General features: G+C 72.2%; 22 protein-coding genes. 17 read left to right on the top strand and 5 right to left on the bottom strand.

Annotated elements, in window-relative coordinates:
* Window positions 1-125 precede the first annotated feature (125 nt).
* The 7 genes from ssd (at window position 126) to GA0070612_RS04210 (ending at window position 5,402) form a co-directional block, all read left to right on the top strand.
* Complete coding sequence (gene ssd / locus GA0070612_RS04240) at window positions 126-1,229, top strand: septum site-determining protein Ssd (protein ID WP_088986726.1); 1,104 nt, start codon at window positions 126-128, stop codon at window positions 1,227-1,229.
* A complete protein-coding gene (locus GA0070612_RS04235; protein WP_088986725.1) occupies window positions 1,226-2,437 on the top strand; it encodes a TadA family conjugal transfer-associated ATPase in 1,212 nt (403 codons plus the stop codon). Before ssd ends, GA0070612_RS04235 begins: the two co-directional genes overlap by 4 nt.
* Window positions 2,438-2,907: 470 nt before the next feature.
* Window positions 2,908-3,693: a type II secretion system F family protein gene (locus tag GA0070612_RS32390; RefSeq protein WP_408630531.1), complete on the top strand. Its 786-nt coding sequence runs from the start codon at window positions 2,908-2,910 to the stop codon at window positions 3,691-3,693.
* Window positions 3,690-4,367: a type II secretion system F family protein gene (locus GA0070612_RS04225; protein WP_088986724.1), complete on the top strand. Its 678-nt coding sequence runs from the start codon at window positions 3,690-3,692 to the stop codon at window positions 4,365-4,367. The genes GA0070612_RS32390 and GA0070612_RS04225 overlap by 4 nt, the downstream gene beginning before the upstream one ends.
* A gap of 23 nt (window positions 4,368-4,390) precedes the next feature.
* The gene (locus GA0070612_RS04220) at window positions 4,391-4,558 is read left to right on the top strand and encodes a DUF4244 domain-containing protein (protein ID WP_088986723.1); all 168 of its coding nucleotides are present in this window, start codon (window positions 4,391-4,393) and stop codon (window positions 4,556-4,558) included.
* 119 nt (window positions 4,559-4,677) lie between these two features.
* Entirely contained in the window at window positions 4,678-4,995 is a 318-nt protein-coding gene (locus GA0070612_RS32385; RefSeq protein WP_088991260.1) for a TadE family type IV pilus minor pilin, read from the top strand.
* On the top strand, window positions 4,995-5,402 hold the full coding sequence (locus tag GA0070612_RS04210; protein ID WP_088986722.1) for an Rv3654c family TadE-like protein: 408 nt from the start codon (window positions 4,995-4,997) through the stop codon (window positions 5,400-5,402). The genes GA0070612_RS32385 and GA0070612_RS04210 overlap by 1 nt, the downstream gene beginning before the upstream one ends.
* A gap of 286 nt (window positions 5,403-5,688) precedes the next feature.
* Here the strand turns inward: GA0070612_RS04210 and GA0070612_RS04205 are convergent, their stop codons facing one another.
* The 3 genes from GA0070612_RS04205 to GA0070612_RS04195 all read right to left on the bottom strand — a co-directional run bounded on the left by GA0070612_RS04205 (window position 5,689) and on the right by GA0070612_RS04195 (window position 9,142).
* A complete protein-coding gene (locus GA0070612_RS04205) occupies window positions 5,689-6,267 on the bottom strand; it encodes an LURP-one-related/scramblase family protein (RefSeq protein WP_088986721.1) in 579 nt (192 codons plus the stop codon).
* 145 nt (window positions 6,268-6,412) lie between these two features.
* A complete protein-coding gene (locus GA0070612_RS04200) occupies window positions 6,413-6,622 on the bottom strand; it encodes a hypothetical protein (protein ID WP_088986720.1) in 210 nt (69 codons plus the stop codon).
* A gap of 96 nt (window positions 6,623-6,718) precedes the next feature.
* Window positions 6,719-9,142 carry a DEAD/DEAH box helicase gene (locus GA0070612_RS04195; protein WP_408630557.1) on the bottom strand — a complete coding sequence of 808 codons (2,424 nt, stop codon included), beginning with the start codon at window positions 9,140-9,142 and terminating at the stop codon, window positions 6,719-6,721.
* Between the two features lie 188 nt (window positions 9,143-9,330).
* On the opposite strand from GA0070612_RS04195, the gene GA0070612_RS04190 reads away from it, so the two are divergent.
* The 7 genes from GA0070612_RS04190 (at window position 9,331) to GA0070612_RS04160 (ending at window position 18,501) form a co-directional block, all read left to right on the top strand.
* Window positions 9,331-9,687 carry an STAS domain-containing protein gene (locus GA0070612_RS04190; RefSeq protein ID WP_088986718.1) on the top strand — a complete coding sequence of 119 codons (357 nt, stop codon included), beginning with the start codon at window positions 9,331-9,333 and terminating at the stop codon, window positions 9,685-9,687.
* Complete coding sequence (locus GA0070612_RS04185) at window positions 9,684-10,121, top strand: ATP-binding protein (protein WP_030334228.1); 438 nt, start codon at window positions 9,684-9,686, stop codon at window positions 10,119-10,121. The genes GA0070612_RS04190 and GA0070612_RS04185 overlap by 4 nt, the downstream gene beginning before the upstream one ends.
* Before the next feature lie 316 nt (window positions 10,122-10,437).
* Window positions 10,438-12,798: a sodium-translocating pyrophosphatase gene (locus GA0070612_RS04180; protein WP_088986717.1), complete on the top strand. Its 2,361-nt coding sequence runs from the start codon at window positions 10,438-10,440 to the stop codon at window positions 12,796-12,798.
* A 102-nt stretch (window positions 12,799-12,900) separates the two neighbouring features.
* Window positions 12,901-13,443 (top strand): hypothetical protein, encoded by a 543-nt coding sequence (locus GA0070612_RS04175; RefSeq protein WP_088986716.1) that lies wholly within the window; start codon window positions 12,901-12,903, stop codon window positions 13,441-13,443.
* Entirely contained in the window at window positions 13,434-14,267 is an 834-nt protein-coding gene (locus GA0070612_RS04170) for a hypothetical protein (RefSeq protein WP_231924465.1), read from the top strand. Before GA0070612_RS04175 ends, GA0070612_RS04170 begins: the two co-directional genes overlap by 10 nt.
* Before the next feature lie 306 nt (window positions 14,268-14,573).
* Window positions 14,574-17,420: a type I DNA topoisomerase gene (topA, locus tag GA0070612_RS04165; RefSeq protein WP_088986715.1), complete on the top strand. Its 2,847-nt coding sequence runs from the start codon at window positions 14,574-14,576 to the stop codon at window positions 17,418-17,420.
* Between the two features lie 118 nt (window positions 17,421-17,538).
* The gene (locus tag GA0070612_RS04160) at window positions 17,539-18,501 is read left to right on the top strand and encodes a DUF559 domain-containing protein (RefSeq protein WP_088986714.1); all 963 of its coding nucleotides are present in this window, start codon (window positions 17,539-17,541) and stop codon (window positions 18,499-18,501) included.
* Window positions 18,502-18,557: 56 nt separating this feature from the next.
* On the opposite strand, the gene GA0070612_RS04155 is transcribed toward GA0070612_RS04160, so the two are convergent.
* Window positions 18,558-19,874: a D-arabinono-1,4-lactone oxidase gene (locus GA0070612_RS04155; RefSeq protein WP_088986713.1), complete on the bottom strand. Its 1,317-nt coding sequence runs from the start codon at window positions 19,872-19,874 to the stop codon at window positions 18,558-18,560.
* A gap of 226 nt (window positions 19,875-20,100) precedes the next feature.
* Here GA0070612_RS04155 and GA0070612_RS04150 point away from each other — a divergent pair, with 226 nt between their 5' ends.
* On the top strand, window positions 20,101-20,697 hold the full coding sequence (locus tag GA0070612_RS04150) for a TetR family transcriptional regulator (protein WP_088991259.1): 597 nt from the start codon (window positions 20,101-20,103) through the stop codon (window positions 20,695-20,697).
* A gap of 32 nt (window positions 20,698-20,729) precedes the next feature.
* Here the strand turns inward: GA0070612_RS04150 and GA0070612_RS04145 are convergent, their stop codons facing one another.
* Entirely contained in the window at window positions 20,730-21,938 is a 1,209-nt protein-coding gene (locus tag GA0070612_RS04145) for an amino acid deaminase/aldolase (protein WP_088986712.1), read from the bottom strand.
* A gap of 344 nt (window positions 21,939-22,282) precedes the next feature.
* On the opposite strand from GA0070612_RS04145, the gene tmk reads away from it, so the two are divergent.
* Window positions 22,283-24,346 (top strand): dTMP kinase, encoded by a 2,064-nt coding sequence (gene tmk / locus GA0070612_RS04140; RefSeq protein ID WP_088991258.1) that lies wholly within the window; start codon window positions 22,283-22,285, stop codon window positions 24,344-24,346.
* A complete protein-coding gene (locus GA0070612_RS04135; RefSeq protein ID WP_088986711.1) occupies window positions 24,346-25,611 on the top strand; it encodes a DNA polymerase III subunit delta' in 1,266 nt (421 codons plus the stop codon). The genes tmk and GA0070612_RS04135 overlap by 1 nt, the downstream gene beginning before the upstream one ends.
* Window positions 25,612-25,667 lie beyond the last annotated feature (56 nt).

Raw genomic sequence — 25,667 nt, 5'->3', positions numbered from 1 at the left:
ACTGGCTCAGCGGGCGTTTTCCACAGCCCGCCAGGTTGTCCACAGGCGACCACATCGGGATCGAATGCGGGGCGGATTCGGAGCAGGGTCGGCGGCATACCAGAGCCCGACCGCTGGAGGCCGCGATGCCACCCCGTACCTCCGTCCCGCCGATCCGCCGGCTCCCACTCGTCGTCACCGGCGACGACGAACTGCTCGATGACGTGCTCCGGCTCGCCGCCGCAGGCGGGACCGAGGTGGAACTCGCCCGCGACCTGGCGGCCGCGCGTACCCGATGGGTTCCCGCACCGCTGGTGATACTCGGCATCGATCAGGCGCAGGCATGTCTGCGTGCCCGGATGCCGCAGCGATCCCGGCTGGTGCTGGTCGGTCGGGCCGGTCAGCCCGACCCCGGTTGGCAGATCGCCGAGCTGGTCGGGGCCGAGTACGTCGCCATGCTGCCCGCCGCGGAATCATGGCTGGTCGACCGGTTCGCCGAGCAGGACGCGGGCGCTCCGGACGGCGTCGGGGCCCGGATCGTGGCGGTCTTCGGCGGTCGGGGCGGTGCCGGGGCGAGCGTCCTGGCCGGTGGCCTCGCCGTGACCGCCGCGCGGGCCCGGTTACGCACTCTGCTGGTCGACGCCGATCCCCTCGGTGGTGGCCTCGACCTCGTGCTGGGCTGGGAACAGGTGGAAGGGCTGCGGTGGCCGTCGCTCACCGGCGCGGACGGGCGGGTGGACGCCCCGGCGCTGGTGCAGGCCCTGCCCAGTCGAGGTGACCTGGTGGTGCTCTCCTGGGATCGCGGCGAGATGCTGGCGCTGCCGGCGGCGGCGATGGCGGCGACCGTCGACGCCGCCCGGCGCGGGCGGGACTTCGTCGTGGTCGACCTGCCCCGACAGTTGGACGACGCGGCAGTGGTGGCGTTGCAGTCGACCGACCAGGCGTTCGTCGTCGTCCCGGCCGAGCTGCGCGCCACCGCAGCGGCGGCGCGGGTCGTGGCCGCTGCCGCCCCGCACTGCGCGGTGCTCTCGGTGGTGGTGCGCGGGCCGGCCCCCGGTCGGCTACGCGCGGCCGAGGTCGCACGGGCTCTCGGCCTCCCACTGGCGGGCACGCTGCGTCCCGAGCCGGGGCTGTGCCGCGGGCTGGAACGAGGTGAGGCACCCGCCGCCGCGGGCAAGGGACCCCTTGCCGCGCTCTGCCAACGGATCGTCGCCGACCTCACCGGCGTGCCGTCGGCAGGTGCGGCATGAGCGGCAGGCCGGAGGACGGCACCCTCGCCCGTCGCGTACGGCAGCGCATCGCCGCCGCCACCACTCCCGTGACGCCGGCGGCGATCGTGTCCGCCGTGCGGGCCGAGCCCAACGCCGCGGTGCTCGGCGACACCGCAGTGCTGCGGATCGCCGACCGGGTGCGCGACGACCTCGTGGGCGCCGGGCCGCTGGCCCCGCTGCTCGCCGACGCGGAGGTGACCGACGTCCTGGTCAACGGGACGCGGGTGTGGGTCGATCGTGGTTCGGGGCTGCAGCAGGTCGCGGTGCCGGTGGGCTCGGTCGAGGACGTACGCCGGCTGGCACAGCGGCTGATCGCCAGCGCCGGCCGGAGGCTGGACGACGGATCTCCGTACGCGGATGCCCGGCTCCCTGACGGCACTCGGCTGCACGCCGTGCTGCCACCGGTAGCGACCGAAGGTCCGTACCTGTCCCTGCGAACCTTCCGCCACCGACCGTTCACCCTCGACGAGCTGGTACGTCAGGGGACGGTGCCGCGACCCGTGGCACCGCTGCTCGCCGCCGTCGTCGCGGCCCGCCTGGCGTACCTGGTGACCGGTGGAACGGGGTCCGGCAAGACGACCCTGCTCAACACGTTGCTGGGCATGGTGCCAGCCACCGAGCGCATCGTGCTGGTGGAGGACGCCGCCGAGCTGCGGCCAGGTCATCCGCACGTGGTGGGGCTCCAGGCGCGTACCGCCAATGTGGAGGGAACGGGCGTCGTCGGTCTGGGCGACCTGGTCCGGCAGGCCCTGCGGATGCGGCCGGACCGCCTGGTGGTCGGGGAGTGCCGGGGTGGTGAGGTGGTCGACCTGCTGGGTGCCCTCAACACCGGCCACGACGGGGGCGCCGGCACGTTGCACGCCAACACCCCGTCCGACGTGCCGGCCCGGCTGGAGGCCCTGGGCATGCTGGGCGGCCTGCCCCGCGCCGCGCTGCACGCCCAGGTCGCCGCCGCCCTGCAGGTGGTGTTCCAGGTGCGACGAGGTGACCGGGGACGCGTCCTGGAGTCGGTCTGCCTGCTGCTGCCGGAAGGGCCCGAGCGCCTGGTGACCGTGGTGCCCGCCTGGATGCGTGGCAGCGGCCTCGGGTTGGCCGCTCGCGCGCTCGGGGCGCTGCTGCGGGAGCGCGGGGTGGCGGTGCCGCCGATCCTCAGCGAGCCGTGGCCCGGATCGGCAGGTCCGGCATGACCGGCGGGGCGGTGGTGGTGGCGCTGCTCCTGGTAGCCGCCGCGCTGGTGGCGTGGCCGGGGCGGAGCATCCGCGCTCGCCGACGTCGCGTGTTGGAGACGGGACGCGGGAAGACCGGGGCAGACCCGGACGAGGCACTGGTGGAGTGGATCAGGGAACTCGGCCGTACCTCGGACGGGTCTGTCGACAACGCCGGTGGCCCGCCGACCGCGGGCCGTCCGGTCGGCATCGCCTACCAGCCACAGGCCGGCGTGAAATCGACAGCGCTCGGCTGGCCGACCCGGGACGCCACCGGCAGACCGAGCTGGCCCGGGGGCTTGGGCGGGCCGGCCGGAGCGGGCGGGTCCGTGAGGTCGACGGGTCCGGCGGGCCCGACGCGCCCGCCGACCCGCCGGGATCCTCGGCGGCCAGCCGGCACCGCCCGACCGGAGGACACGACCTCAGGCGCAGGACGTGGGGACGGCACGACTGTGGCAGCTGTCGCGCTCGACGCCGTAGACGTGGTCGACGTCGAGTGGCAGGACGTGGCTGAGGGCCCCCGGAGCGCCCTGTTCAGCTCGCCCGGGGCCGAGGCGGGCGGCGATCCCGAGCCCGGTGACCAGCGGACGGCCGACACGACGATCGGCGGGCCGGGCGTCGTCGCGAGGGCGCGGACCTCGCGGCCGGCGGCACGTGTGTTGCCGATGGCCGGCCTCCTGGGCGGTGGTGTCGGCGCCGTGGTCGGTGGTCCCGTCGCCGCGGTCGCGCTGGCCAGCTACGGCACGTTGGCAGTGCGTGCCGTGCTGCGTTGGCGAACGAATCGAAGCACCGAACAGCTCCGACGACACGGGCTGGACCAACTCTGTGGCCTCGCTGCGGACCTCCGGGCCGGCCTGCCAGTCCCACACGCGCTCGACGTCGCCGCCGGCGGGCCGGACCGGCTGCGTCAGCTGACCTCAGCAGCGGTACGCCTGGCGGACCGGACCGGCGCTCCGCTCGCGGAGCTCGTCGAGCGCATCGAGGCGGACGCTCGGGCTACCGACCGAGGTATGGCCGCCGCAGCGGCACAGGCGGCCGGCGCCCGAGCCACGGCCTGGTTACTGGCGGCGTTGCCGGTCGGAGGAATCGGACTGGGGTACGGCATCGGCGTCGACCCGGTAGGGGTGCTCCTGCACAGCAGGGTCGGTGGGGCCTGTGCGGTTCTCGCCGTCGCCCTGCAGGTCGTGGGCCTTCTCTGGGCAGAGCGGCTGAGCGCGACACCAGGGCGGACCGGATGACGCCCAGGGGCCCGACGAGGCAAGGCGGCGCAGCGCGTCGACGCAGCTCGGCGGGCGAGCGCAGCTCACACCCAACGCTGCGGCCGGACACGATCCGGCTTGCGGCAGCGCTGGGAGGGCTTGCCGTGGCCGTCGTCGTCGGTGGCTGGTTCGGGTTGCTGGGTGCGGTCCCGACTGCATTCCTGCTGGATCGTCTCCTGCGGCGGATCGAGTCCCCCAGTGCCCGCAAGCGGCGGCTCCAGGAGGCAGCTGACCTGCCGCTCGCCGCTGATCTTCTCGCTGCGGCGATGCGCGCGGGTGCCCCGGTGGACCGCTCGATTCTGGCCGTAGCCGAGACGTTGGACGGGCCACTCGCCGGTCGCCTGTCCCGCGTCGGCCGCACGCTCCTGCTCGGCGGTGGCCCGGCGGAGGCGTGGTCCGCGCTGGACGGGATACCTGGTGCGGACCGCTTGACGGCAGCGGCGTTGCGTTCGGCCAACAGCGGCGCAGCCCTGGCCGGGGCGATGACCCGGCTCGCCGACGACCTGCGTGCCGACCGGGCCACCGCCGCCGAGGCGTCCGCACGCCGGGCAGGGGTGCTCATCGTCCTGCCGCTGGGGCTCTGCTTCCTCCCGGCGTTCATTCTCGCCGGCCTGGTGCCGGTGATCGTCGCTGTCCTCGGCGACGTGCTCTGACCACAACGAGAAAGGGAACAGTCATGCGCAAAATGCTCGCCCGCCTGCGCGGGGACGCCGGAATGAACACGGCCGAGTACGCGGTCGGCACGCTCGCGGCGGTCGCCTTCGCCGGCATCCTGTTGAAGGTGCTGACCTCCGGCAACGTCCAGTCGGCGCTGACCGCAGTCATCGACCGGGCCCTGAAGTGAGCGGGCGCCGGCAGGCCGGTCGCGGTCCACGATCTGGCCCTTCGTGGCGGGCCGGTCGCGGCGGGTGGGGAACCGTCCAATCGGCCGCTCGCCGGGACCGGGGGTCGTTCACCGCCGAACTGGCGGCCGGCCTGCCGGCGCTCCTCCTGCTCCTACTGGCTGGCCTGACCTCGGTCAACGCCGTCAGCGCACAGGCGAGTTGCCTCCACGCGGCCCGGGAGGCTGCGCTGGCTGTCGCCCGCGGCGAGGACGGCAGCGCGGCGGCGGGGCGCGCGGCACCGCCAGGGGCGGAGGTGTCGGCGTCCGTCGAGGGCGGCCGGGTGCGGGCGACGGTACGCGCGCCCGTTCGCACACTGGGCGGTCGGCTACCACGGATCACCGTGGTCGCAACCGCCGTCGCCGCCGTGGAACCGGGCGTCGCCGATGGGCAGCCGTGATGTGCCCGGCACTCCGCGTCGGTTGTGGACCCGCCACCGGGTTGGTCCACGAGGGTAGCCCGGACGGGCAGCGCGGCGGTGCGACTGTCCTGCTACTGGCCCTGGGGTTGGTGCTCGTGCTGTTCGGGACGTTCGGCGCTGCCATCGTCCTCGCCGGGATGGCCGATCAGCGGGCGATGGTGGCAGCCGATCTCGGTGCGCTGGCCGGAGCCGCCCGGGCGCTCGACGGGGACATGACGGCCTGCGCGTCCGCTGCCGACATCGTCGCCCGCAACGCTGGTCGGATGGTCGGCTGCCACCTCGACGGGCTGGATGTGCTGGTGACCGTCGAGGTGGCGTTCACTCCACTTCCCGGGCTGACCCGGGTCGCCACATCGACGGCCCGCGCCGGCCCGGTGCGCGCCTGACCGCGCAGGCAGTGCTGCTGCGGAAGCCGCCGAGGCAGCTCCGCCCGCACGCGGGGCCCGGTCAGCTTGGGCACCGCTGTGGAGCTGAACCGTTTACGACATCAGGCGCGATGCGTTGACGACATCAGCTCCAAAGGCGGCCACCACCCCGCCCGGTCCCAACCGGTCACCGACCCCGTCATCGCCGCCGCTTGAGGAAATGCCAAACACGGCCACCGGGTTGGCCGGCGCGCGGCAACCGCGGCGTTCGGCAGCCAGCAGCCCGAGAGATTCGCGGCCGCGTCGGTCAGCGGGCCTGGAGCGCGTCGAGGGCGACGGCCATCGCGATGACCAGACGGCGATCGATCTGCGGGTTCTGCACCTCGACGACGTACTTGTCGCGCAGGCCCCACTTCTTGACCACGGTGAAGACCGGCTGGCCGCCGGCGGTGAAGTCGAAGTGGTACGGCAGCCAGGACAGCGAATCGACGAAGCGGCGCAGCAGTGCCACCGGCATGCTGCGCTCCTGGCCGGTCACCTGCGGAAGACCGGCCTGCTCGACGTGCCAGGTGGAACGGAGCAGCGACTGGGCGAAATCCTTGCGGAACAGCCCGATCGGGTTGCCGGCGGCGTCGGTGACGTCGTACGTGGCGCCGAGGTCGAGGCGCTGGCGGGCCTTGAAGCCGAGCAGGGGCTGCTGCTTGGAGTCGTCCGTGTAGATCGTCACCTGCTCCTTGAAGGCGAGACGCTTCTGCTGCGCGAACGCCAGCAGCTCACCCTCGGTGCCGTCCGGGGCGACGGCCCGGACCTCGTACTGGTTGACCATCATGCGCAGTCGCTGGCGAACATGGAACTGGTGCTGACTCTGCAAGTTGTCGAGCTGCATCTGATCTCCTCAGGGGGACTGTGCGCCGGAGTCTCGCACAGCTCGACAACCGTCGCGTTCCCTGCCATCGACGATCACCGGTCGCGGAGCGGTCGAAGCGCCACCTGGCACCCCGCGCTGCCCGTGCCGACGAGCGGGGGTCGGATCAGCGAACGTCAGGTGTGGCTGCGGCGCGCATCGCCCAGGTGTTGAGCACCTGATGGATCACTCGCAACCGCTCGTTGATCAGCTCCAGCCGTTCCGCCTGGGCCAGGGCGGCCAACGCCGAGCCGAGCGCGATCTGCTGGTCGAGGGTGAGGTGGTCCTGGTCGATGGTGTAGAGCAGGTCGACGGTTTCGGCGATCGTGTCGGCCACGGCTTCTCCTCGGGCACGGGGGCAATCACAGCATGGACATCGATGGAAGCGCTCCCATGCCATTGTGCCCAGTGCCGAGGCGATTCATGCAACCGGCTACTCGGGCAGGTTCGCCAACACCACGTCGAGCACCCGGATCGCGTCCGGTTTGGAGAGCGGATTGTTGCCGTTTCCGCACTTCGGCGACTGTACGCAGGACGGGCATCCGGTCTCGCAGCCGCACTCCGCGATCGCGTCCCGGGTGGCCCGCAGCCACGCCGACGCCGTCCCGTACGCCCGCTCGGCGAACCCGGCACCACCCGGGTGCCCGTCGTAGACGAAGACGGTCGGCGCCTCGGTGTCAGCGTGCACGGCGGTGGAGAGCCCGCCGATGTCCCACCGGTCGCAGGTCGCCATCAGCGGCAGCAGCCCGATCGCGGCGTGTTCGGCGGCGTGCAGCGCGCCCGGCACGTCGGCCGACTGGACTCCGGCGAGAGCCAACGACTGCGGTGACAGCGTGAACCAGACCGCCACCGTGCGCAGCTCCCGGGCGGGCAGGTCGAGCGGCCGGGTGTCGATCACCTCGCCGGTGGCGATCCGCCGCCGCTGGTACGACACGACCTGGCTGGTCACGTCGACCTCGCCGAGGAACATGCCGACCGGTCCGGCGTCCACGTACGAGCGCACGGACACCACGGACAGGTCGGTGACGTCACGGGCGTGGGTGGACCAGTCCGGCTCCTCGACGTGCACCAACGCGCAGCCGTCGGCCAGGTCCAGCTCGTCCACCACGTACGAGACGCCCTGGTGGAGGTAGACCGCGCCGGGGTGGAGCAGGAAGTGCGAGGAACCGCCGTCGACGGTGCCCAGCAGCCGGCCGGTGGCCGACTCGACCACGCAGACCGGTGCGCCGCCCTCGCCGCGCAGGTCCACCTCGGGGCGTTCCCGGTGCCGCCAGTACCAGCCGGTGGGCCGCTGCCGCAGGGCGCCGGCCGCCACCAGTTCGTCGACGGCCTCCTTCGCCCCGTCCCCGAAGAGCACCAGGTCGGCTGGGGTGAGCGGGGCTTCGGCAGCGGCGCAGGCGAGTTGCGGTGCCAGCACGTACCGGTTGGCCGGGTCGAGGACCGTCGCCTCCACCGGCGCCCCGAAGATCGCCTCCGGGTGGTGCACCAGGTAGGTGTCCAGCGGGTCGTCCCGGGCCACCAGGACCGCGAGGGCCTCCTGCCCGGAACGCCCGGCGCGGCCCGCCTGCTGCCACAGCGACGCCCGGGTGCCCGGGTAGCCGCAGATCAGCACCGCGTCCAACCCGACCAGGTCCACGCCCAGCTCCAACGCGTTGGTGGAGGACAGACCGAGGAGGTCGCCGTGCAGCAGCGCCCGTTCCAGCTCGCGCCGCTCCTCGCGCAGGTAGCCACCCCGGTAGGCGGCCACCCGGTCGCCGAGCCCCGGGACCGCGTCGTCCAGCGAGCGGCGCGCGTTGGCGGCCACCACCTCGGCGCCCTTGCGGGAACGGACGAACGCGAGGGTGCGTACCCCCTCGGCGACCGTGTCGGCGAGCAGGTCCGCGGTCTCGCGCAGCGCCGACCGGCGGACCTGCCGGAGGTCGTCGTGGTCGCCGGCCGCCTGGCCGGGGGCCGGAGCAGAGGAGCGGTCGCCGGCCGCCTGGCCGGGCACCGAGGAGGAGTCGGAGGGAGCGGTGCCGGAGTCGGGCGGCAGCAGCGGCGGCTCCCAGAGCGCGAAGGTCACCCCGCCGCGCGGCGATGCGTCCTCGGTGACAGCCGTCACCGGCAGCCCGGTCAGCCGTCCGGCAGCGGTGGCCGGGTCACCGGAGGTGGCGGAGGCCAGCACGAAGACCGGGGTGGCCCCGAACCGGGCGCACTGCCGGCGAAGCCGGCGCAGCACGTGCGCCACGTGCGAGCCGAACACCCCGCGGTAGGTGTGGCACTCGTCGATCACCACGTACGCGAGTCGGCGCAGGAAACCGGACCACTGGGCGTGCCCCGGCAGGATGCCGTGGTGCAGCATGTCCGGGTTGGTCAGTACGAACCGGGAGTGCCGCCGGATCCACTCCCGCTCGGCGCGCGGAGTGTCTCCGTCGTAGCAGGCGGGGCGTACCCCCTCAAGTTCCAGCGCGGCGACGGCCCGCAGCTGGTCGGCGGCGAGGGCCTTGGTCGGTGCCAGGTAGAGCACCGTGGCCCGGGGGTCGGCGAGCAACGTGGCGAGAGCCGGGAGCTGGTACGCCAGCGACTTGCCGGACGCGGTGCCGGTGGCGACGACGACATGGTCGCCCTCGTACGCCAGGGTGGCCGCCCGGGCCTGGTGCTGCCACGGCGCGACCACACCACGGCGGGTGAACGCGGCGCGCAGCTCCGCTGACGCCCAGGACGGCCACGGGGCGGGCACCCCGGGGCGGGCCGGCACCCGTTCCACGTGGGTGACCGGGTCTCCGGCGCCTCGGGCGCGCAGCCGGCGCAGCAGGTCGGCCGGCCCTGGCCCAGGGGCGTGACCAGCGGATACGGTGGCCGGCGACGACGACTCCAGGTCGTGGCGCGGCGTGGGACGCGCGGCGCTGAAGTCGTTGGTGGTCACGCCCTGCACTCTCGCACTGGTGTTCGGAGATGAAAAGTCGGACACCGGGGTAAGGGGAAGCCTCCGCTGGCGTTCGCAGGCCGTGCCGGCGGTAGTGGTTAGATGCCCACGAGAGTTTACGGCTCTGGCGAGGAGGACCGATGGAGCTGTCGCTGGCGACGCGCACCGTGGGTGAGCACACGGTGCTCGAGGTCGGTGGTGAGGTGGACGTCTACACCGCGCCCCGACTCCGCGAACGACTCCTCGAGTTGATCGACGGTGGTGCTCGTCACGTGGTCGTCGACCTCGGTCGGGTGGACTTCCTCGACTCCACCGGGCTGGGCGTGCTGGTCGGCGCGCTCAAGCGGCTCCGTTCGGCCGGCGGTTCGTTCGCGTTGGTCTGCGACAAGGAGCCGTTGCTCAAGATCTTCCGGATCACCGCACTGGACCAGGTGTTCCCCCTGCACCCGACGGTCGACGCGGCGATCAGCGCCGACCCGGCGGGCGCCGGCGCGTGATGGCGACAGTCAAGCTCTCGTTCTCGCCCGCCCCGGTGCACGTGCGCACCGCCCGGTTGGTCGGCGTCGCCGTCGCCCGGCGTGCCGGGGTCCGGGAGGACCTGCTGGACGAGGTGCGCCTGGCCATCGGCGAGGCGTGCACCCGGGCGGTGGCCCTGCACCGCCAGTACGGCCTCGCCGACCCGGTGCTGGTGGAGATGTCCGACGGTGGCTCGTACGCGGTGCGGGTGGTGGACCGGGCGCCGATCGAGGCGGGCATCGGTCTGACCGCGTTGCCGCCGGACGAGTTGGCCAACGAGTCGCTCACCGACGAGGCGCTGACCACCGGCGTCGGCTTCGCGCTGCTCGCCGGCTTCGTCGAGGACCTTCAGGTGCGCCCGGTCGACGAGGGCATCGGCACCGAGGTGCGGATGGTGTGGCCGGTCGGCCGCTGACCCGTTTGGCTCTCCAGGCCGCATCCCCTTGCCGGGGGTGCGGCCTTCCTGCATGGATCGGGCCCTATATCAGACTTCTTCTCATAACACAGCGACGAAGATCATCGCGACACGGTGGGACCTGCGTGTGACCTCTGACACTGCGGAGGGCTACAGTACCCGGGTTGTCAGCAAGTGATCCATCCCGCAGCCAGCGGGTATGGGTGTTCATCGCTGGTCCGCTGGGTTGGGTTGGCGCGCTTGCGAGTCCGCATCCAGGCGTCGGTCAGTGCGTCTCCACTCACCGGCGCGAGTGTTCGGTAACAGGAGGACACAGATGTCCGAGACCTTTGCCGCCGACGGCGGCGGGCTTTCCCTTACCGGAAGCAATGTCACCTACGTCGTCATCGCCGCGGCCATCGCGCTGGTGGCGCTCGCCTTCGCGGCCGCCCTCACAAAGACGGTGCTGGCTGCCGGTAAGGGCACCGCCACCATGCAGGAGATCTCGGGGGCGGTCCAGGAGGGCGCCTCGGCCTACCTGCTCCGCCAGTTCCGTACCCTGGCGATCTTCGTGGTCGTCGCGGTGGTGCTGCTCTTCCTGCTCCCGGTGCACGACACCGACGGCAGCGAGCTGGCGGTGAAGATCGGCCGGTCGGCGTTCTTCGTGGTGGGCGCGCTGTTCAGCGCGTTCATCGGTGGTGCCGGCATGTGGTTGGCCACCCGCGCCAACCTGCGGGTCGCCGCCGCCGCGAGGGAACGCGAAGGTGGCCGCGAGGCCGCCATGAGGATCGCGTTCCGGACCGGCGGTGTCGTCGGCTTCCTCACCGTCGGCCTCGGCCTCTTCGGCGCCGCGCTCGTCGTCCTCGTCTACCGGGGTGACGCGCCGACGGTGCTGGAGGGCTTCGGCTTCGGCGCCGCGCTGCTCGCGATGTTCATGCGGGTCGGCGGCGGCATCTTCACCAAGGCCGCCGACGTCGGCGCCGACCTGGTCGGCAAGGTCGAGCAGGGCATCCCCGAGGACGACCCGCGCAACGCCGCCACCATCGCCGACAACGTCGGCGACAACGTCGGTGACTGCGCCGGCATGGCCGCCGACCTGTTCGAGTCGTACGCGGTGACGCTGGTCGCCGCGCTGATCCTCGGCCGGGCCGCGTTCGGCGAGGAGGGTCTGGTCTTCCCGCTGATCATCTCCACCATCGGCGTGCTGATCGCGATCGTCGGCGTCTTCATCACCCGGCTGCGGGCGTCCGACCGCAATGGTCTGACCGCGATCAACCGGGCGTTCTACCTCTCCGCGCTGCTCTCCGCGGTGCTGGTGGCGGTCGCCGCCTACGCGTACCTCCCGGCGACCTTCGGCGAGTTCGACAGTGGACTGACCGACGCGCCCGGCAACCCGCGACTGGTGGCCATCGGCGCGGTCGTGATCGGTATCGTGCTGGCCGCCGCGATCCAGGCGCTGACCGGCTACTTCACCGAGACCAACAAGCGGCCGGTACAGGACATCGGCAAGAGCTCGCAGACCGGAGCCGCCACCGTCATCCTGGCCGGCATCAGCGTCGGCCTGGAATCGGCGGTCTACTCGGCGGTGCTGATCGGTGCCGGCGTCTTCGGCGCGTTCCTGCTCGGCGGCAGCTCCATCACGCTGTCGCTGTTCGCGGTGGCGCTCGCGGGCACCGGCCTGCTCACCACCGTCGGTGTGATCGTGGCGATGGACACCTTCGGGCCGATCTCCGACAACGCCCAGGGCGTCGCCGAGATGTCCGGCGACATCGACGAGCACGGCGCGCGCACCCTCACCGAGCTGGACGCGGTGGGCAACACCACCAAGGCCATCACCAAGGGCATCGCGATCGCCACGGCGGTGCTCGCCGCGACCGCGCTGTTCGGCTCGTACACCGACACGCTCAGCAGCGCGTACGCGACGGCTGGCGTGAACGACGTCGGCAACGAGATCCTCAACGCGCTGAACGTGGCGAACCCGCGCAACCTGGTCGGCCTGATCATCGGTGCGGCGGTGGTCTTCCTCTTCTCCGGTCTGGCCATCAACGCGGTGTCCCGCTCGGCCGGTGCCGTGGTGATGGAGGTCCGCCGGCAGTTCCGTGAACTGCCCGGCATCATGGACCGCACCCAGCGCCCGGAGTACGGCAAGGTCGTCGACATCTGCACCCGGGACGCGCAGCGCGAGCTGATGACCCCCGGTCTGCTCGCCATCCTGGCGCCGATCGCTGTCGGCTTCGGCCTCGGGCCGGGCGCGCTCGCCGCGTACCTGGCTGGTGCGATCGGTGCCGGCACCCTGATGGCGGTGTTCCTGTCCAACTCCGGTGGGGCCTGGGACAACGCCAAGAAGCTGGTCGAGGACGGCGCGTACGGCGGCAAGGGCTCCGAGTCGCACGCCGCCACCGTCATCGGCGACACCGTCGGTGACCCGTTCAAGGACACCGCCGGCCCGGCGATCAACCCGCTGATCAAGGTGATGAACCTGGTCTCGCTGCTGATCGCACCCGCCGTGGTGGCCTGGAGCGTCGGCGACGACCGCAACGTCGGCCTGCGGATCGGCATCGCCCTGGTGGCGACGCTGATCATCGTGGCGTCGGTGGTGTTCAGCAAGCGCAAGGGCATCGCGATGTCCGACTCCGACGCCGACGGCAACACCGGCGCGGGCAGCACCGACCACCGGCCGGAGACGGTCAACGCCTGACCTGGCACGGGCGAGGGGTCCCCGGTCGACGTACGCGTCGACCGGGGACCCCGGCCGTCCGGCCCGGTGCCACACCCCGCGGAAGGCCGTACGCTGCAACGCATGCGTACGTGCCGGGCGTCTGCCGCCGGAAGGTTCACGGTGGTCCTGGCCACGATCGTCGTCGTACTCGCCGGTTGCGGCGGCGGGCCCAGCCCGCGTGCGTGGGCGGCATCGGTCTGCGGCGCGCTCACTCCCTGGCGGTCCGAGATCAGCAAGCTGACCAGCAGCACCGACGAGCAGATGACCGCGCAGACCACGCCGGCGCAGGCCAAGGAGAACCTGGTGCGGCTCTTCGGTGGGGCGGAGCAGGCCAGCGAGGCCGCACGCCGCAAGGTGGAGCAGGCGGGCATCCCGGAGACCGACAACGGCGAGGCGATCTCGGCGGGTTTCCGTAGCTCACTGGGGAAGATGCGGGACGCGTACGGCCGCGCGCGGGACACCATCGACGGGCTGGGCACCGGTGAGCCGACAGTCTTCTATGACGGCGTGCGGGCCGCGGTGGACACCCTCAACAAGGAGTACGACGCCAGCGCGCTGGACACCAGCAAGCTCAACTCCGAGGAGTTGAAACAGGCCTTCGACGAGGTGCCGGAGTGTCGCTGAGCGGGATCGGTGACACTCCGAAGGCGGAGCCGCCCCCGGCGCTGTTCCCCGCGCCCGAGGCGGACGCGCCCACACCCGCGCGACGGCGCGGCGGCCCGGCCCGCAACGGTCCTTCCTCTCCGGGTGACGACGCCGGCCGGCAACTTGTCTTCTTCGGCGCGGAGGCAGCCGAACCCGCGGTCGCCGACCTGGCCGGGTTGCTCGCCGGGCCGGGCGAGGTGGTCCGGATGGGTGGCACCGCCCGTCTCTCGGTGCAGGTGGACGCCGCGTGGCGGGTGCACGTGCTCGTCGCCGAGCTGGCGGCTCGGGGGTTGGCGGCGAGCTGGGAGCCGGCCGAGGGCGAGCGGCACGTCGTCCGTACGTCGTACACCCGGGTCCTGAAGCCTCTCGCGGTCGCCTGGCTGCACGGTCCGTCGAAGCGCCCGCCGGCCACCTTTCACCTGACCGGCCGGAGGTTGCGGCTGTGGCTCGCCGCCGCCGGTACGCCGGAGCCGCCCGACGGCTTCCGGTTGCGGCTGGGCGCTGACGAGCAGGAGTGCTGGGAGCCGATCGGCGTCGCGCTCGCCGCGGCAGGGTTGGCGGGGGAGCTGCTCGGCCCGGGGGAGGGCGGCCCGGCGTACCGGATCACGGGCCGCCGCCGGTTGGCCCGACTGGCCGAGCTGGTCGGCGCGCCACCACCCGCAGCACCCCCCACCACCTGGCCCCCGCCCCCTAACAGTCCCCACCCCCACCCCCACCCCCACCCCCACGCACGCGTCGATCATGGAGTTGTGGTGGGGATGTACTGCCCTTTCGGGGCTAAAACCCCCACCACTAGTCCATGATCGACCAGGTTCGGGGCGGTGGCCGGGTGTCCGGTGTTGGACATTGGGCCGCGGAATCCGGGTCGGAACGGGCGGGTTGGACCTTGGTCGTGGGCCCGGGATCGTCACGGTGACCCTCTCGGAGCCCTACCCACGGTGTACGGTGGCGCCGTCCGGCAGTGCCGAAGCGGTTCACCGCCCGCGAAACCCGAAACGCGGGCGGCGCGTTACGTTGGACATCCGGACCGTCGGTGCGACGGCGGGGTCGAAAGCGGTCGCTGCCCGGGCGCCGGCAGGCCACGAGCAGGAGTGAGGTCGGGGAGAGACGTGCCTAGCAACGCTGGAACCACCCGTCTGGTCATCGTCGAGTCACCGGCGAAGGCCAAGACGATCTCGGGCTACCTTGGCCCGGGGTACGTCGTGGAGGCCAGCTTCGGTCACGTCCGCGACCTGCCGCGCAACGCCGCCGACGTGCCGGCCAAGTACAAGGGTGAGCCCTGGGCCCGGCTCGGGGTGGACGTGGACAACGGCTTCCACGCGCTCTACGTCGTCTCCGCCGACCGCAAGCAGCAGATCACCAAGCTGGTGAAGCTGGCCAAGGAGGTCGACGAGATCCTCCTGGCGACGGATGAGGACCGCGAGGGCGAGGCGATCGCCTGGCACCTGGTCGAGACACTCAAGCCCAAGGTCCCGGTCAAGCGGATGGTCTTCCACGAGATCACCAAGCCGGCGATCCAGGCGGCCGTCGCCAACCCCCGGGAGATCGACCGCGACCTGGTCGACGCCCAGGAGGCACGACGGATCCTCGACCGGCTCTACGGCTACGAGGTCTCCCCGGTGCTGTGGAAGAAGGTCATGCCGAAGCTCTCGGCCGGCCGGGTGCAGTCCGTGGCGACCCGCATCGTGGTCGAGCGGGAGCGGCAGCGGATGGCCTTCCGCACCGCCGAGTACTGGGACATCCTGGCCACCCTCGCGGTAGCGAACGCCGGTGAGGGCCCGCGGAACTTCAACGCCACCCTGATCGCCCTCAACGGTGACCGCATCGCGACAGGTAAGGACTTCGAGCCGACCACCGGTCGCGTCCGGGCCGGGGCTGGCGTCGTGCACCTCGACGAGAGCGGCGCGCGGGGTCTCGCGGCCCGGCTGGACGGGCGGCCGTTCACCGTCACCCGGGTCGAGGAGAAGCCCTACCGTCGCCGCCCGTACGCGCCGTTCATCACCTCGACCCTCCAGCAGGAGGCGGCCCGCAAGCTGCGCCTGTCGTCGCAGCAGACGATGCGCCTCGCCCAGCGGCTGTACGAGAACGGCTACATCACCTATATGCGTACCGACTCGGTGAACCTGTCGGAGACCGCCATCTCGGCGGCCCGCCGGCAGATCGTCGAGCTGTACGGCGAGCGCAGCGTGCCGCCGGAGCCGCGTCGTTACACCGGCAAGGTGAAGAACGCCCAGGAGGCGCACGAGGCGATCCGCCCGGCGGGGGACAACTTCCGCACCCCGGGCGAGGTCGCCAAGGAGTTGTCGGCCGAGGAGTTCAAGCTCTACGAGCTGATCTGGCGGCGGACCATCGCCTCGCAGATGACCGACGCTGTCGGTTCCAGTGTCTCGGTGCGTATCCGGGCGGTCTCCACCTCCCAGGAGGAAGCCGACTTCGGGGCGACCGGTAAGACGATCACCGACCCGGGCTTCCTGCGCGCGTACGTCGAGTCCAGCGACGACGAGAACGCCGAGGCCGAGGACGCCGAGCGCCGCCTGCCCAACCTGGTCAAGGACCAGCCGCTGACCGCCGACGAGCTGGCCGCGCAGGGCCACCACACCCAGCCGCCGTCGCGCTACACGGAGGCGTCGCTGGTCAAGGCCCTGGAGGAGCTGGGCATCGGCCGCCCGTCCACCTACGCGTCGATCATGCAGACGATCCAGGACCGGGGGTACGTCACCAAGCGCGGCCAGGCGATGATCCCGACCTTCCTGGCGTTCGCGGTGATCGGGTTGATGGAGCGGCACTACCCCCGTCTCATCGACTACGACTTCACCGCCTCGATGGAGAACGAGCTGGACGAGATCGCCGGCGGTGACCACGCCGCTGTCGACTTCCTCACCGCGTTCTACTTCGGCAGCGCCAACGGTGCCGGTGACCAGGACATCGCCCGCTCCGGTGGGCTGAAGAAGCTGGTCACCGAGAACCTCAGCGACATCGACGCCCGCAGCGTCAACTCCATCCCGCTCTTCACCGACGACGAGGGCCGTGAGGTGGTCGTGCGGGTCGGCCGGTACGGGCCGTACCTCCAGCGGGCGGTGCCCGGCGAGGCCCCGGCGACGCCGGCCGAGGGTGAGGAGGGCGCTGCCCAGGGCGACCGCGCGCCGATCCCCGAGGGTCTCGCCCCGGACGAGCTGACCCCGGAGAAGGTCCACGAGTTGTTCCTCGGCGGCGGCGGCGAGCGCAAGCTCGGCGACGACCCGGCCACCGGGGAGCCGATCGTGCTCAAGTCCGGCCGGTTCGGCCCGTACGTGTCCAGCGGCGAGCGCAAGTCGTCCCTGCTGCGTACGCAGACACCGGACTCGCTGACCCTGGAGCAGGCGCTCAAGCTGCTCAGCCTTCCCCGGTTGATCGGTGTCGCGCCGGACGGCGTCGAGATCTTCGCGAACAACGGTCGCTACGGCCCGTACGTGAAGCGGGGCGAGGAGTTCCGTTCGCTGGAGTCCGAAGAGCAGATGTTCACGGTCAGTCTGGACGAGGCGCTTGCCCTGCTGGCAGCTCCGAAGACGCGTGGACGGCGGGCCGCCGCGCCGCCGCTGCGGGAGATGGGTGTCGACCCGCTGACCGAGAAGCCGTTGGTGATCAAGGACGGCCGGTTCGGCCCGTACGTCACCGACGGGGAGGTCAACGCCTCCCTGCGGCGTGGGCAGACCCCGGAGGCGCTGACCATCGAGGAAGCCTCCGAGATGCTCGCCGAGAAGCGCGCCAAGGGTCCGGCGCCGCGGAAGAAGGCGGCGGCGAAGAAGGCTCCGGCGAAGAAGGCCACCGCGGCGAAGAAGACGGCGGCCACGAAGAAGACGGCCGCTGCCAGCAAGTCGACCGCCGCGAAGAAGACCACCACGGCGAAGGCGACGACGGCGAAGAAGGCCCCGGCCAAGAAGGCCGCCCCGCGTAAGGCCGCGACCAGCACCGAGTAACCCCTGCTTTTGGAAATCTTGGAAGGAAAGTGCCCCTCCTGGGGCGACTTCCTTCCAAGATCTCGGCGTTGTCCACAGGGGCAGCCGGCAGGGGGCGCGATCTGGAGACTTTGGGGTTATGGGTCTCCGGGGGACGTCGTTGGCTGGCTGGGGGCGTCGGCTGCCGGATGATGACGCGGACGAGCTGACCTGGCTGCTCTTCCATCAGGATGATGTGGTGAGCCTCGACCAGGCGCGGCGGCACCTGTCACCCAAGGCCATCCGGCACCGGGTGGCGACCGGAAAGTGGCGACAGGTCCACCGAGCTGTGTTCGTCGCGCACAACGGGCCGGTCAGTCTCGACCAGTTCCGGTGGACGGCGGTTCTCGCCGCGGGGCCGCGGGCGATCCTCGGTGGCCTGACCGCTGCGCAGGCCGGAGGGCTGCGGGGGTTCTCCGGTCGCCCGATCCACGTCCTGCTCCCCGCCCCCTGCCGTCGTGGCTCGCTGCCACCCGGTGTCGTGGCGCACCGGAGCGGGACGCTGCGCGATCAGGACGTGCTGGCCGTCGGGCAGCCTCGACGGACCATGCCGGCTCGTTCAATAGTGGACGCCGTCCAGTGGGCCGACGATGACCGGCAGGCACGGGCGGTCGTCGCCGCCGCATTCCAACAACGGCTCGTGGGTGGCGACGACCTGCACCGGATCGTCGAGACCTTGCCCCGGGTCCGCCGTCGTCAACTGATCCTGGCCACGGCGGCGGATGCCGCTGGCGGTGCCCACTCCCTGGCGGAGTTGGACTTCCTCGGCCTGGTCCGTCGCGCGGGCCTACCGGAGCCGGCGCGGCAGAAGATCCGCTACGACTCGACCGGACGACGTCGCTACCTGGACGCCTACTTCGAGCAGTGGAGAGTGCACGTCGAGATCGACGGCGGGCAGCACGTCGATCCGCGCGCCTGGTGGGCGGACATGCGCCGCCAGAACGCGCTCTGGGTCGACGGTGACCGCCTGCTGCGCTTCCCCGCCTGGGCGGTACGCGCCCACCCCGACGAGGTCCAGACCCAACTCCGCGCCGCCCTGAAAGCCGCCGGCTGGCCGGGCTGATCTTGGAAGGAAAGCGCCCCTCCAGGGGCAGGTTCCTTCCAAGATCTGCAAGGCCGCTACGCGCCGAGGACGTGGGTCAGGTGGGGGTTGGTGAAGACGCGGTTCGGGTCCAGGCGGTCGCGGACGGCCTGGAAGTCGGCGAAGCGGGGGTAGGCGGCGGCCAGCGACGCGGCGTCGCGGTAGTGCATCTTGCCCCAGTGCGGGCGGCCGCCCAGCCCGGCGGCCACCTGCTCGAAGGCCCGGAAGTACGGCTCGTACGGCATGCCGACGTACTGGTGCACGGCGATGTAGGCGTTGTCCCGGCCGTAGCCGTGGGAGAGCCAGATGTCGTCGGCGGCGGTGAAGCGCACCTCGACCGGGAAGAGCACCTTGAACGGCAGGCCGTCGACGATCCGCCGGAGCGCGGCGAGCGCCTCGGGCAGTGCCTCGCGGGGCAGCCCGTACTCCATCTCCATGAAGCGGACCCGGCGTGGGGTGCAGAACACCCGGTCGGAGCGGCCGGTGTACCGGCGTTCGGTGAGGGCGCGGGCGGAGACCGCGCTGATCCCCGGCGCGAGGGCGGGCACGGCCCGGCCGAGTCGGCAGGCCCCGGCGAAGACCCGGTTGGACAGGAAGTCGTCGTCCAGCCAGCCGCGCCAGCGGGACAGCGGCTGGTCGTTGGCGGGCACCCGGTCGTTGGCCTTGACCTGGACCCGAGACGTGTACGGGAACCAGTAGAACTCGACGTGGTCGTGGCGGTCGATCAGCGCGGGCAGTTCGCCGAGCACATCGGCCATCTCGGCCGGGCGTTCGTGGGCGTGCAGGACGAAGGCGTCCACGCAGCGCAGGGTCACCTCGACGAGGACGCCGAGCGCGCCGAGCGACACCCGGGCGGCGGCGAGGACGTCGGGATTCTCGTCGGCGGAGCAGTGCAGCACCTCGCCGGTGCCGGTGACCAGTGTGATCGCCTCGACGAAGGTGGAGAGGCACCCGTAGCCGGCGCCGGTGCCGTGGGTGCCCGTGGAGATCGCCCCGGCGACGGTCTGCGCGTCGATGTCGCCGAGGTTGGGCAGCGCGAGGCCGTGCCGGGCGAGCAGGCTGTTGAGCGTGTGCAGTGTCATTCCTGCCGGTACGGTGACCAGCCGGTGGGCGACGTCGACGCTGACGGGCGTCCCCAGTTCGGACAGTTCCATCCGGCGGTCGTCGGCGAGTGCGACGGCGGTGAACGAGTGGCCGCTGCCGGTCACGCGGATCCGGCCACCGGTGGCGACGGCGTCCCGGACGGCTTCCGCGACGTCGGTCGGCGAGCCGGGGCGCAGGATCGCGGTGGCGCTGCCACGCTGGTTGCCGGCCCAGTTGGACCAGGTAGCGGTGAGCGATGCGGTGCCGACCATGCGCGCTCCTCATTCATGAATATGAACTGACTTCATATCAGGAACGTTGTACCTGGTAAATACCGCAATTGCGATCCGCTCGTTGTACCGGTAGTCACGGACTCGTGACGTGGAGATATGTTCATCCGTCGAAGGGGGGTGGCGCAGAGTGTCCACACCAGCCGCCACGACCGGTCCGCTGCGCCGCGTACCGGTGCAGGGTCGAAGTGTCGCGCGGGTGCAGCGCATGTTGGATGCCTGCGCCGAACTCGTTGACGAGGTGGGGTACGAGGGGTTGACCACCACCCTGCTCGCCGAGCGGGCCGAGGTGGCGATCGGGTCGGTGTACCAGTTCTTCCCGGACAAGCGGGCGATCGTGCAGGCGCTGACCCTGCGCACGATGGAGTCCTACCTCCAGCGCCTCGACGAGCGGTTCGCCTCCGACGAGATGACCCACTGGTGGGACGGCGTCGACGCCGGGATCGACGAGTACATCACCATGCACCGCACCGTCCCCGGTTTCCGTACCCTGCACTTCGGCGACGTGGTCGACCTGCACCTGCTCGACGAGCAGCGGGACAACAACGGCGTGATCGCCGACCAGTTGGCCCGGGTGCTCACCGAGCGCTTCGGGCTCACCGACGTACCGAAGCTGCGCTTCGTCCTGGAGATCGCGGTCGAGGCGGCCGACGCGCTGATCAAGCTCGCGTTCCGGCGCAAGTCCGACGGTGACGAGCGGGTGCTGCTCGAGGCGAAGGCGCTGATCCGGGAGTACCTGCACCGGCAGGTCGACGGCGAGGACGGCGGCCGGCCCACTGTCGGCCAGCAGGCCCGGCCCGCCTGATCCGTGCTCGTGGCCCGGGGGCGGGCGTCGGGTCAGAGGAACGCCTGCCCCTCCCCCCGGTAGGTGGGCACGCTCGCCACGACCGTGTCCCCCTCGACCAGGTGCAGCTCGTTGACCCGTTCACACAGCTCGCCGGCCTTGGCGTGCCGGAACCACACCCGGTCGCCGACGCGCAGGGTGGCCGCCGCCGCGCCGGACAGCGGGGTCTGCACCTCACCGGCGCCCTCGGTGCCGACCAGCTTGAGCCCGGCCGGCAGCCACGGTCGAGGTAGCCGGCTGCCGGCGGCCGGACCGGAGGCGATCCAGCCGCCACCGAGCACCGTCGCCAGCTCCGGCGTCGGCCGGCGGACCACCGCGCAGGCGAAGAAGGCCGCCGGAGTGGGTCGCCAGGCGCGGTACGCGTCGAACAACGTCGGCCCGTACAGACCCGATCCCGCGGTGATCTCGGTTACCGCGGGATCGGCGCTGGTCGCCGCCACGCTGCCGGTGCCGCCGCCGTTGACGAACTCCAGGTCGGCGTGTTCGCGTACCGTGGCCACCGCCGCACCTCGGCGGGCCAGCAACTCGCGGTACGACCCGCGCTGGGCCAGCCTGATCGCACCGGCCAGCAGCGTCTGCCCCGGCGGCGCGTCGCCCAGGCCGGCGATCTGCGCCTCGTACGACATGAGCCCGACCAGCCGGAAGCCGGCGCGGCCGGCGACGGTGGCGGCGAGCGCGCCGGCCGCCCGTGCGCTGTGCACCGGTGAGCGGCGCACGCCGACGTGCACCCGCCCCCGGATCGGCCGCCAGGAGGCGTCCAGGTCGAGGCAGAGACGTAGCTCGGCGCGTTGCCCGGGGGCCCGGACGGCGTCGATCAGGTCGAGCTGCCCGGTGCCGTCGATCATCAGGGTGATCGCGGCGGCCAGGGTCGGGTCGGCGGCCAGCTCGGCGATTGCGGCCCGGTCGGCGCTCGGGTACGCGACCAGGACGTCGTCGCTCACACCGGCACGAACCAGCCAGATCGCCTCGGGCACTGTGAACGCCATGATCCCCTGCCAGCCGGGCCGGGCGAGGGCTCGACTGATCAACTCCCGGCTGCGCACCGACTTGCTGGCCAGGCGGACGGGTTTGCCGGCGGCCAACTCGGCCAGGGCGGCCGAGTTGGCGTCGAAGGCGGTGAGGTCGACCACGGCGTAGGGCGGGTCGAGGTGGGCGGTCGCCCGATCCAGGCGCTCGCGAAGTTTGTCGCTTTCGATGGCCACGTGTGCACGCTAACTGTCCGACGGCGAATGCGAAATACCCTCGCGTACGTCCGGGCTGCGGCCGGTGGCTCCGGCGGCCTAGGCTCAGCGAGCAGGAGAATGTCGCCGGTGGGGTGGCCCCCCACCGGGTCTAGAGTGTTCCACCGGAGGCGCCCAGCCATGGGCCGGCACGTGGAGGTACGGCCATCGAAAGCCAGAACAGCGGCGAGTCGCCCGGCGTGTCGCGCTCCGGCGGTCGGCCCGATGCCGCTGCCAACCAGCCCAGCGGCGGTCAGGTCGATCCGTCCGGCTATGCCGCCATCCGGTCAGTTCTGCGCATCCAGCCGTTCCGCAGGCTCTGGATCGTGCTCGGCGCGGCCTCCTTCGGTGACTGGCTCGGCCTGCTGGCCACCTCGGTCTTCGCCTCCTCCCAGGTCGAGGGCAGCACCGCCCAGGGTGCGGTCTTCGGTGGCGTCATCGCGATCCGTCTGCTGCCCGCGCTGGTGCTCGGGCCGATCGCCGGCGTGCTCGCCGACCGGTTCGACAGACGCTGGACGATGGTCATCTGCGACCTGCTCCGGTTCGTGCTCTTCGCCTCGATCCCGATGGTCGCGCTCGTCGGCGCCAGCGGCGCGGTGGTGGTCCTGTGGGCTACCGTCGCCACCTTCCTCATCGAGTCGATCACACTGATCTGGATCCCGGCCAAGGAGGCCGCGGTTCCCAACCTGATCCCGCGCGCCCGCCTCGAAGCGGCCAACCAGCTCACGCTCATCACCACCTACGGCCTGACCCCGGTGCTCGCCGCCGCCGTCAGCGCCGGCCTGGACCGCAGCGTCCGGGGCGTGACCGGCGACAACTTCCCGGACTGGGCCGAGCCGGCCCAGCTGGCGCTCTGGTTCAACGCCTTCTCCCGACTGGCAACCGCCCTCGTCGTCGCGTTCGGCATCAAGGAGATCAGCCAGGGGCAAACCGCCGAGGCTGACCGCCAGGAGCAGGGCATGCTGCGCCAGTTCAAGGAGGGCTGGCAGTTCATCGGACAGACCCCGCTGGTGCGCGGGCTGGTCCTCGGCATCCTGGGCGCGTTCGCCGGCGGCGGCATCGTCATCGGCACCGCGAAGTTCTTCGCCAGCTCACTCGGTGCCGGCGACGCCGCGTTCTCCCTGCTCTTCGGCGCCATCTTCGTCGGCCTCGCGCTCGGCATCGGGCTCGGGCCGATGATCGTCAAGGAGATGTCCCGGCGTCGCTGGTTCGGCATGAGCATCGTGCTGGCCAGCGCCGCCGTGATGACCCTCGCCTTCGCCATCCACCTGTCCATGGCGATCGTCGGCGCGGTGCTGGTCGGCGCCGGTGCCGGCATGGCCTTCCTGGCCGGCACCACACTGCTCGGTGGCGAGATCAAGGACGAGGTACGCGGCCGGGTCTTCGCCGTGGTGCAGATCGGCACCCGGCTGGTGCTGATCCTGGCCATCGCCCTGAGCAGCCTGCTCGCCGGTGTCGGTGGCTCCCGCAAGCTGGAGATCGCCGACCTGGGCGTGTCCATCTCCTCGACCCGGTTGCTGCTGCTCGCCGCCGGTGCGGCCGGCATCTTCGCCGGGATCAGCGCGTTCGGCCAGATGGACGACAAGAAGGGCGTCCCCGTCCTCGCCGACCTCTGGGGCTCGATCCGGGGCCGTCCGCTGATGCCGTCCGAGCCGTTCGTCTCCACCGGGCTGTTCGTGGTGTTCGAGGGCGGCGAGGGCGCCGGCAAGTCCACCCAGCTCGCCGCGCTCGCCGAGCGGCTGCGCGGCCAGGGGCGTGACGTGGTGGTCACCCGGGAACCGGGAGCGACAGCTGTCGGTCAGCGGATCCGGTCGCTGGTGCTGGACACTTCCGGCGACGAGGCCCCCTCGCCGCGGGCCGAGGCGCTGCTCTACGCCGCCGACCGCGCGCACCACGTGGCCACAGTGGTCCGGCCCGCGCTGGTCCGGGGCGGAGTGGTGATCAGCGACCGGTACGTCGACTCGTCCCTGGCATACCAGGGCGCGGGCCGGACGCTGCCCGTCGACGAGGTCTCCTGGCTCTCCTCCTGGGCCACCGGTGGGCTCAAGCCCGACCTGGTGGTGCTGCTGGACGTCGAGCCGCACACCGGCCTGTCCCGGGTCGTCTCGCGCAACGCCGGCACCGACCGGCTGGAGGCCGAGTCGGTCGCCTTCCACGAGCGGGTCCGGTACGCCTTCCTCGACCTCGCCGCCGCCGACCCGAAGCGCTACCTGGTCCTCGACGCGTCCCGACCGGCCGACGAGATCACCGGGCAGGTGGTCCGCCGGGTCGAGGAGATGCTCGGCAGCCCGGGCGGCATCGTGCACCCCCGGCCGGCGCAGGGCCCGGACACCTCGGTGCAGCCCGAGTTATCCGACGCGGAGCTGGTGACGATGGAGCACAAGACCTGATGCCGGACGTCTTCGCCGACCTGGTCGGTCAGGACGAGGCGGTGACCGAGCTGCGCCGGGCCGCCGCCGCAGCGGCCGCCGTGCTGCGCGCGGGCGCGGTCGACCGGGCACCCGCGCTGATCCCCGCCGGCGACGCCGACGCGCCCGCCGGCGATGCCCCGCCCGGCGGGGTGGACCCGGCCGCCGGGATGACGCACGCCTGGATCTTCACCGGCCCTCCCGGCTCCGGCCGCTCGGTCGCCGCCCGGGCGTTCGCCGCCGCGCTCCAGTGCGTGCACGGCACCGGCTGCGGTGAGTGCCCCGGCTGCCGCACCACGATGGGCGGCACCCACGCCGACGTCCGGCTGGTGGTGCCGGAAGGGCTGTCCATCGGCGTCAACGAGATGCGCGCGCTGGTGCTGCGGGCGGCCAGCACCCCCTCGGGCGGGCGCTGGCAGGTGGTGGTCATCGAGGACGCCGACCGGCTCACCGAGGCCGCCGGCAACGCGCTGCTCAAGGCGATCGAGGAACCTCCACCGCGTACGGTCTTCCTGCTCTGTGCCCCGTCCACCCACCCGGACGACATCTCGGTGACCATCCGCTCGCGCTGTCGGGTCGTACCTCTGCGGCAGCCGCCGGCCACCGCGGTGGCCGAGGTGCTGGCCCGTCGGGACGGCATCGCGCCCGACGTGGCGCAGTGGGCGGCGGCGGCCGCGCAGGGGCACGTGGGTCGGGCCCGTCGCCTGGCCCGCGACCCGGAGGCACGCAAGCGGCGCGAGGCGGTGCTCGCGGTGCCGCGCCGGTTGACAGGTGTCGGCGCGGCGTTCGACGCGGCGTCCGCACTGATCGAGGCGGCCGAGGCGGAGGCAGCGGCGTCGGTCACCGAGGCCGACGTGGCCGAGCGGGCGGCACTGGAGACCGCGCTCGGCGCGGGTGGCACCGGCCGGGGCGCGTCCGGCGCGATCCGGGGTGCCGCGGGTCAGCTCAAGGAGTTGGAGAAGCGGCAGAAGTCCCGGGCCACCCGGGCCCAGCGGGACGCGCTGGACCGGGCGCTCGTCGACCTGGCGGGCTTCTACCGGGACGCGCTCACGATGGCGTTGCGCGCGCCCGTCGCCCCGGTGCACACCGACACCGCCGCGTTGGCCGGTGCCGGCGCGCAGAAGTGGGACGCCGAGGGGGCGCTGCGCCGGCTGGAAGCCGTGCTCGCCTGCCGGGCGGCCATCGAGGCGAACGTGAAACCGCGGATCGCTGTCGAGGCGATGATGCTCGCCCTCTGGAAGGGCTGACCCGCACCCCTCCGACCGTTGTCCACAGGCATCGACAGGCCCGATTGCTGTGCGGT

It is taken from the genome of Micromonospora chokoriensis (assembly GCF_900091505.1).
GTDB classification, from domain to species: Bacteria; Actinomycetota; Actinomycetes; order Mycobacteriales; family Micromonosporaceae; genus Micromonospora; species Micromonospora chokoriensis.
The sequence above is the reverse complement of the archived record's forward strand: the minus strand, read 5'-3'. Positions and strand labels throughout refer to the sequence as shown.

Excerpts from the sequence above, each read along its gene's own strand:
- ssd (WP_088986726.1), top strand. The coding sequence starts at position 126 with ATGCCACCCCGTACCTCCGTCCCGCCGATCCGCCGGCTCCCACTCGTC.
- GA0070612_RS04235 (WP_088986725.1), top strand. The coding sequence starts at position 1,226 with ATGAGCGGCAGGCCGGAGGACGGCACCCTCGCCCGTCGCGTACGGCAG.
- GA0070612_RS04225 (WP_088986724.1), top strand. The coding sequence starts at position 3,690 with ATGACGCCCAGGGGCCCGACGAGGCAAGGCGGCGCAGCGCGTCGACGC.
- GA0070612_RS04220 (WP_088986723.1), top strand. The coding sequence starts at position 4,391 with ATGCGCAAAATGCTCGCCCGCCTGCGCGGGGACGCCGGAATGAACACG.
- GA0070612_RS04210 (WP_088986722.1), top strand. The coding sequence starts at position 4,995 with ATGTGCCCGGCACTCCGCGTCGGTTGTGGACCCGCCACCGGGTTGGTC.
- GA0070612_RS04205 (WP_088986721.1), bottom strand. The coding sequence starts at position 6,267 with ATGCAGCTCGACAACTTGCAGAGTCAGCACCAGTTCCATGTTCGCCAG.
- GA0070612_RS04190 (WP_088986718.1), top strand. The coding sequence starts at position 9,331 with ATGGAGCTGTCGCTGGCGACGCGCACCGTGGGTGAGCACACGGTGCTC.
- GA0070612_RS04180 (WP_088986717.1), top strand. The coding sequence starts at position 10,438 with ATGTCCGAGACCTTTGCCGCCGACGGCGGCGGGCTTTCCCTTACCGGA.
- GA0070612_RS04175 (WP_088986716.1), top strand. The coding sequence starts at position 12,901 with ATGCGTACGTGCCGGGCGTCTGCCGCCGGAAGGTTCACGGTGGTCCTG.
- GA0070612_RS04160 (WP_088986714.1), top strand. The coding sequence starts at position 17,539 with ATGGGTCTCCGGGGGACGTCGTTGGCTGGCTGGGGGCGTCGGCTGCCG.
- GA0070612_RS04155 (WP_088986713.1), bottom strand. The coding sequence starts at position 19,874 with ATGGTCGGCACCGCATCGCTCACCGCTACCTGGTCCAACTGGGCCGGC.
- GA0070612_RS04150 (WP_088991259.1), top strand. The coding sequence starts at position 20,101 with ATGTTGGATGCCTGCGCCGAACTCGTTGACGAGGTGGGGTACGAGGGG.
- GA0070612_RS04135 (WP_088986711.1), top strand. The coding sequence starts at position 24,346 with ATGCCGGACGTCTTCGCCGACCTGGTCGGTCAGGACGAGGCGGTGACC.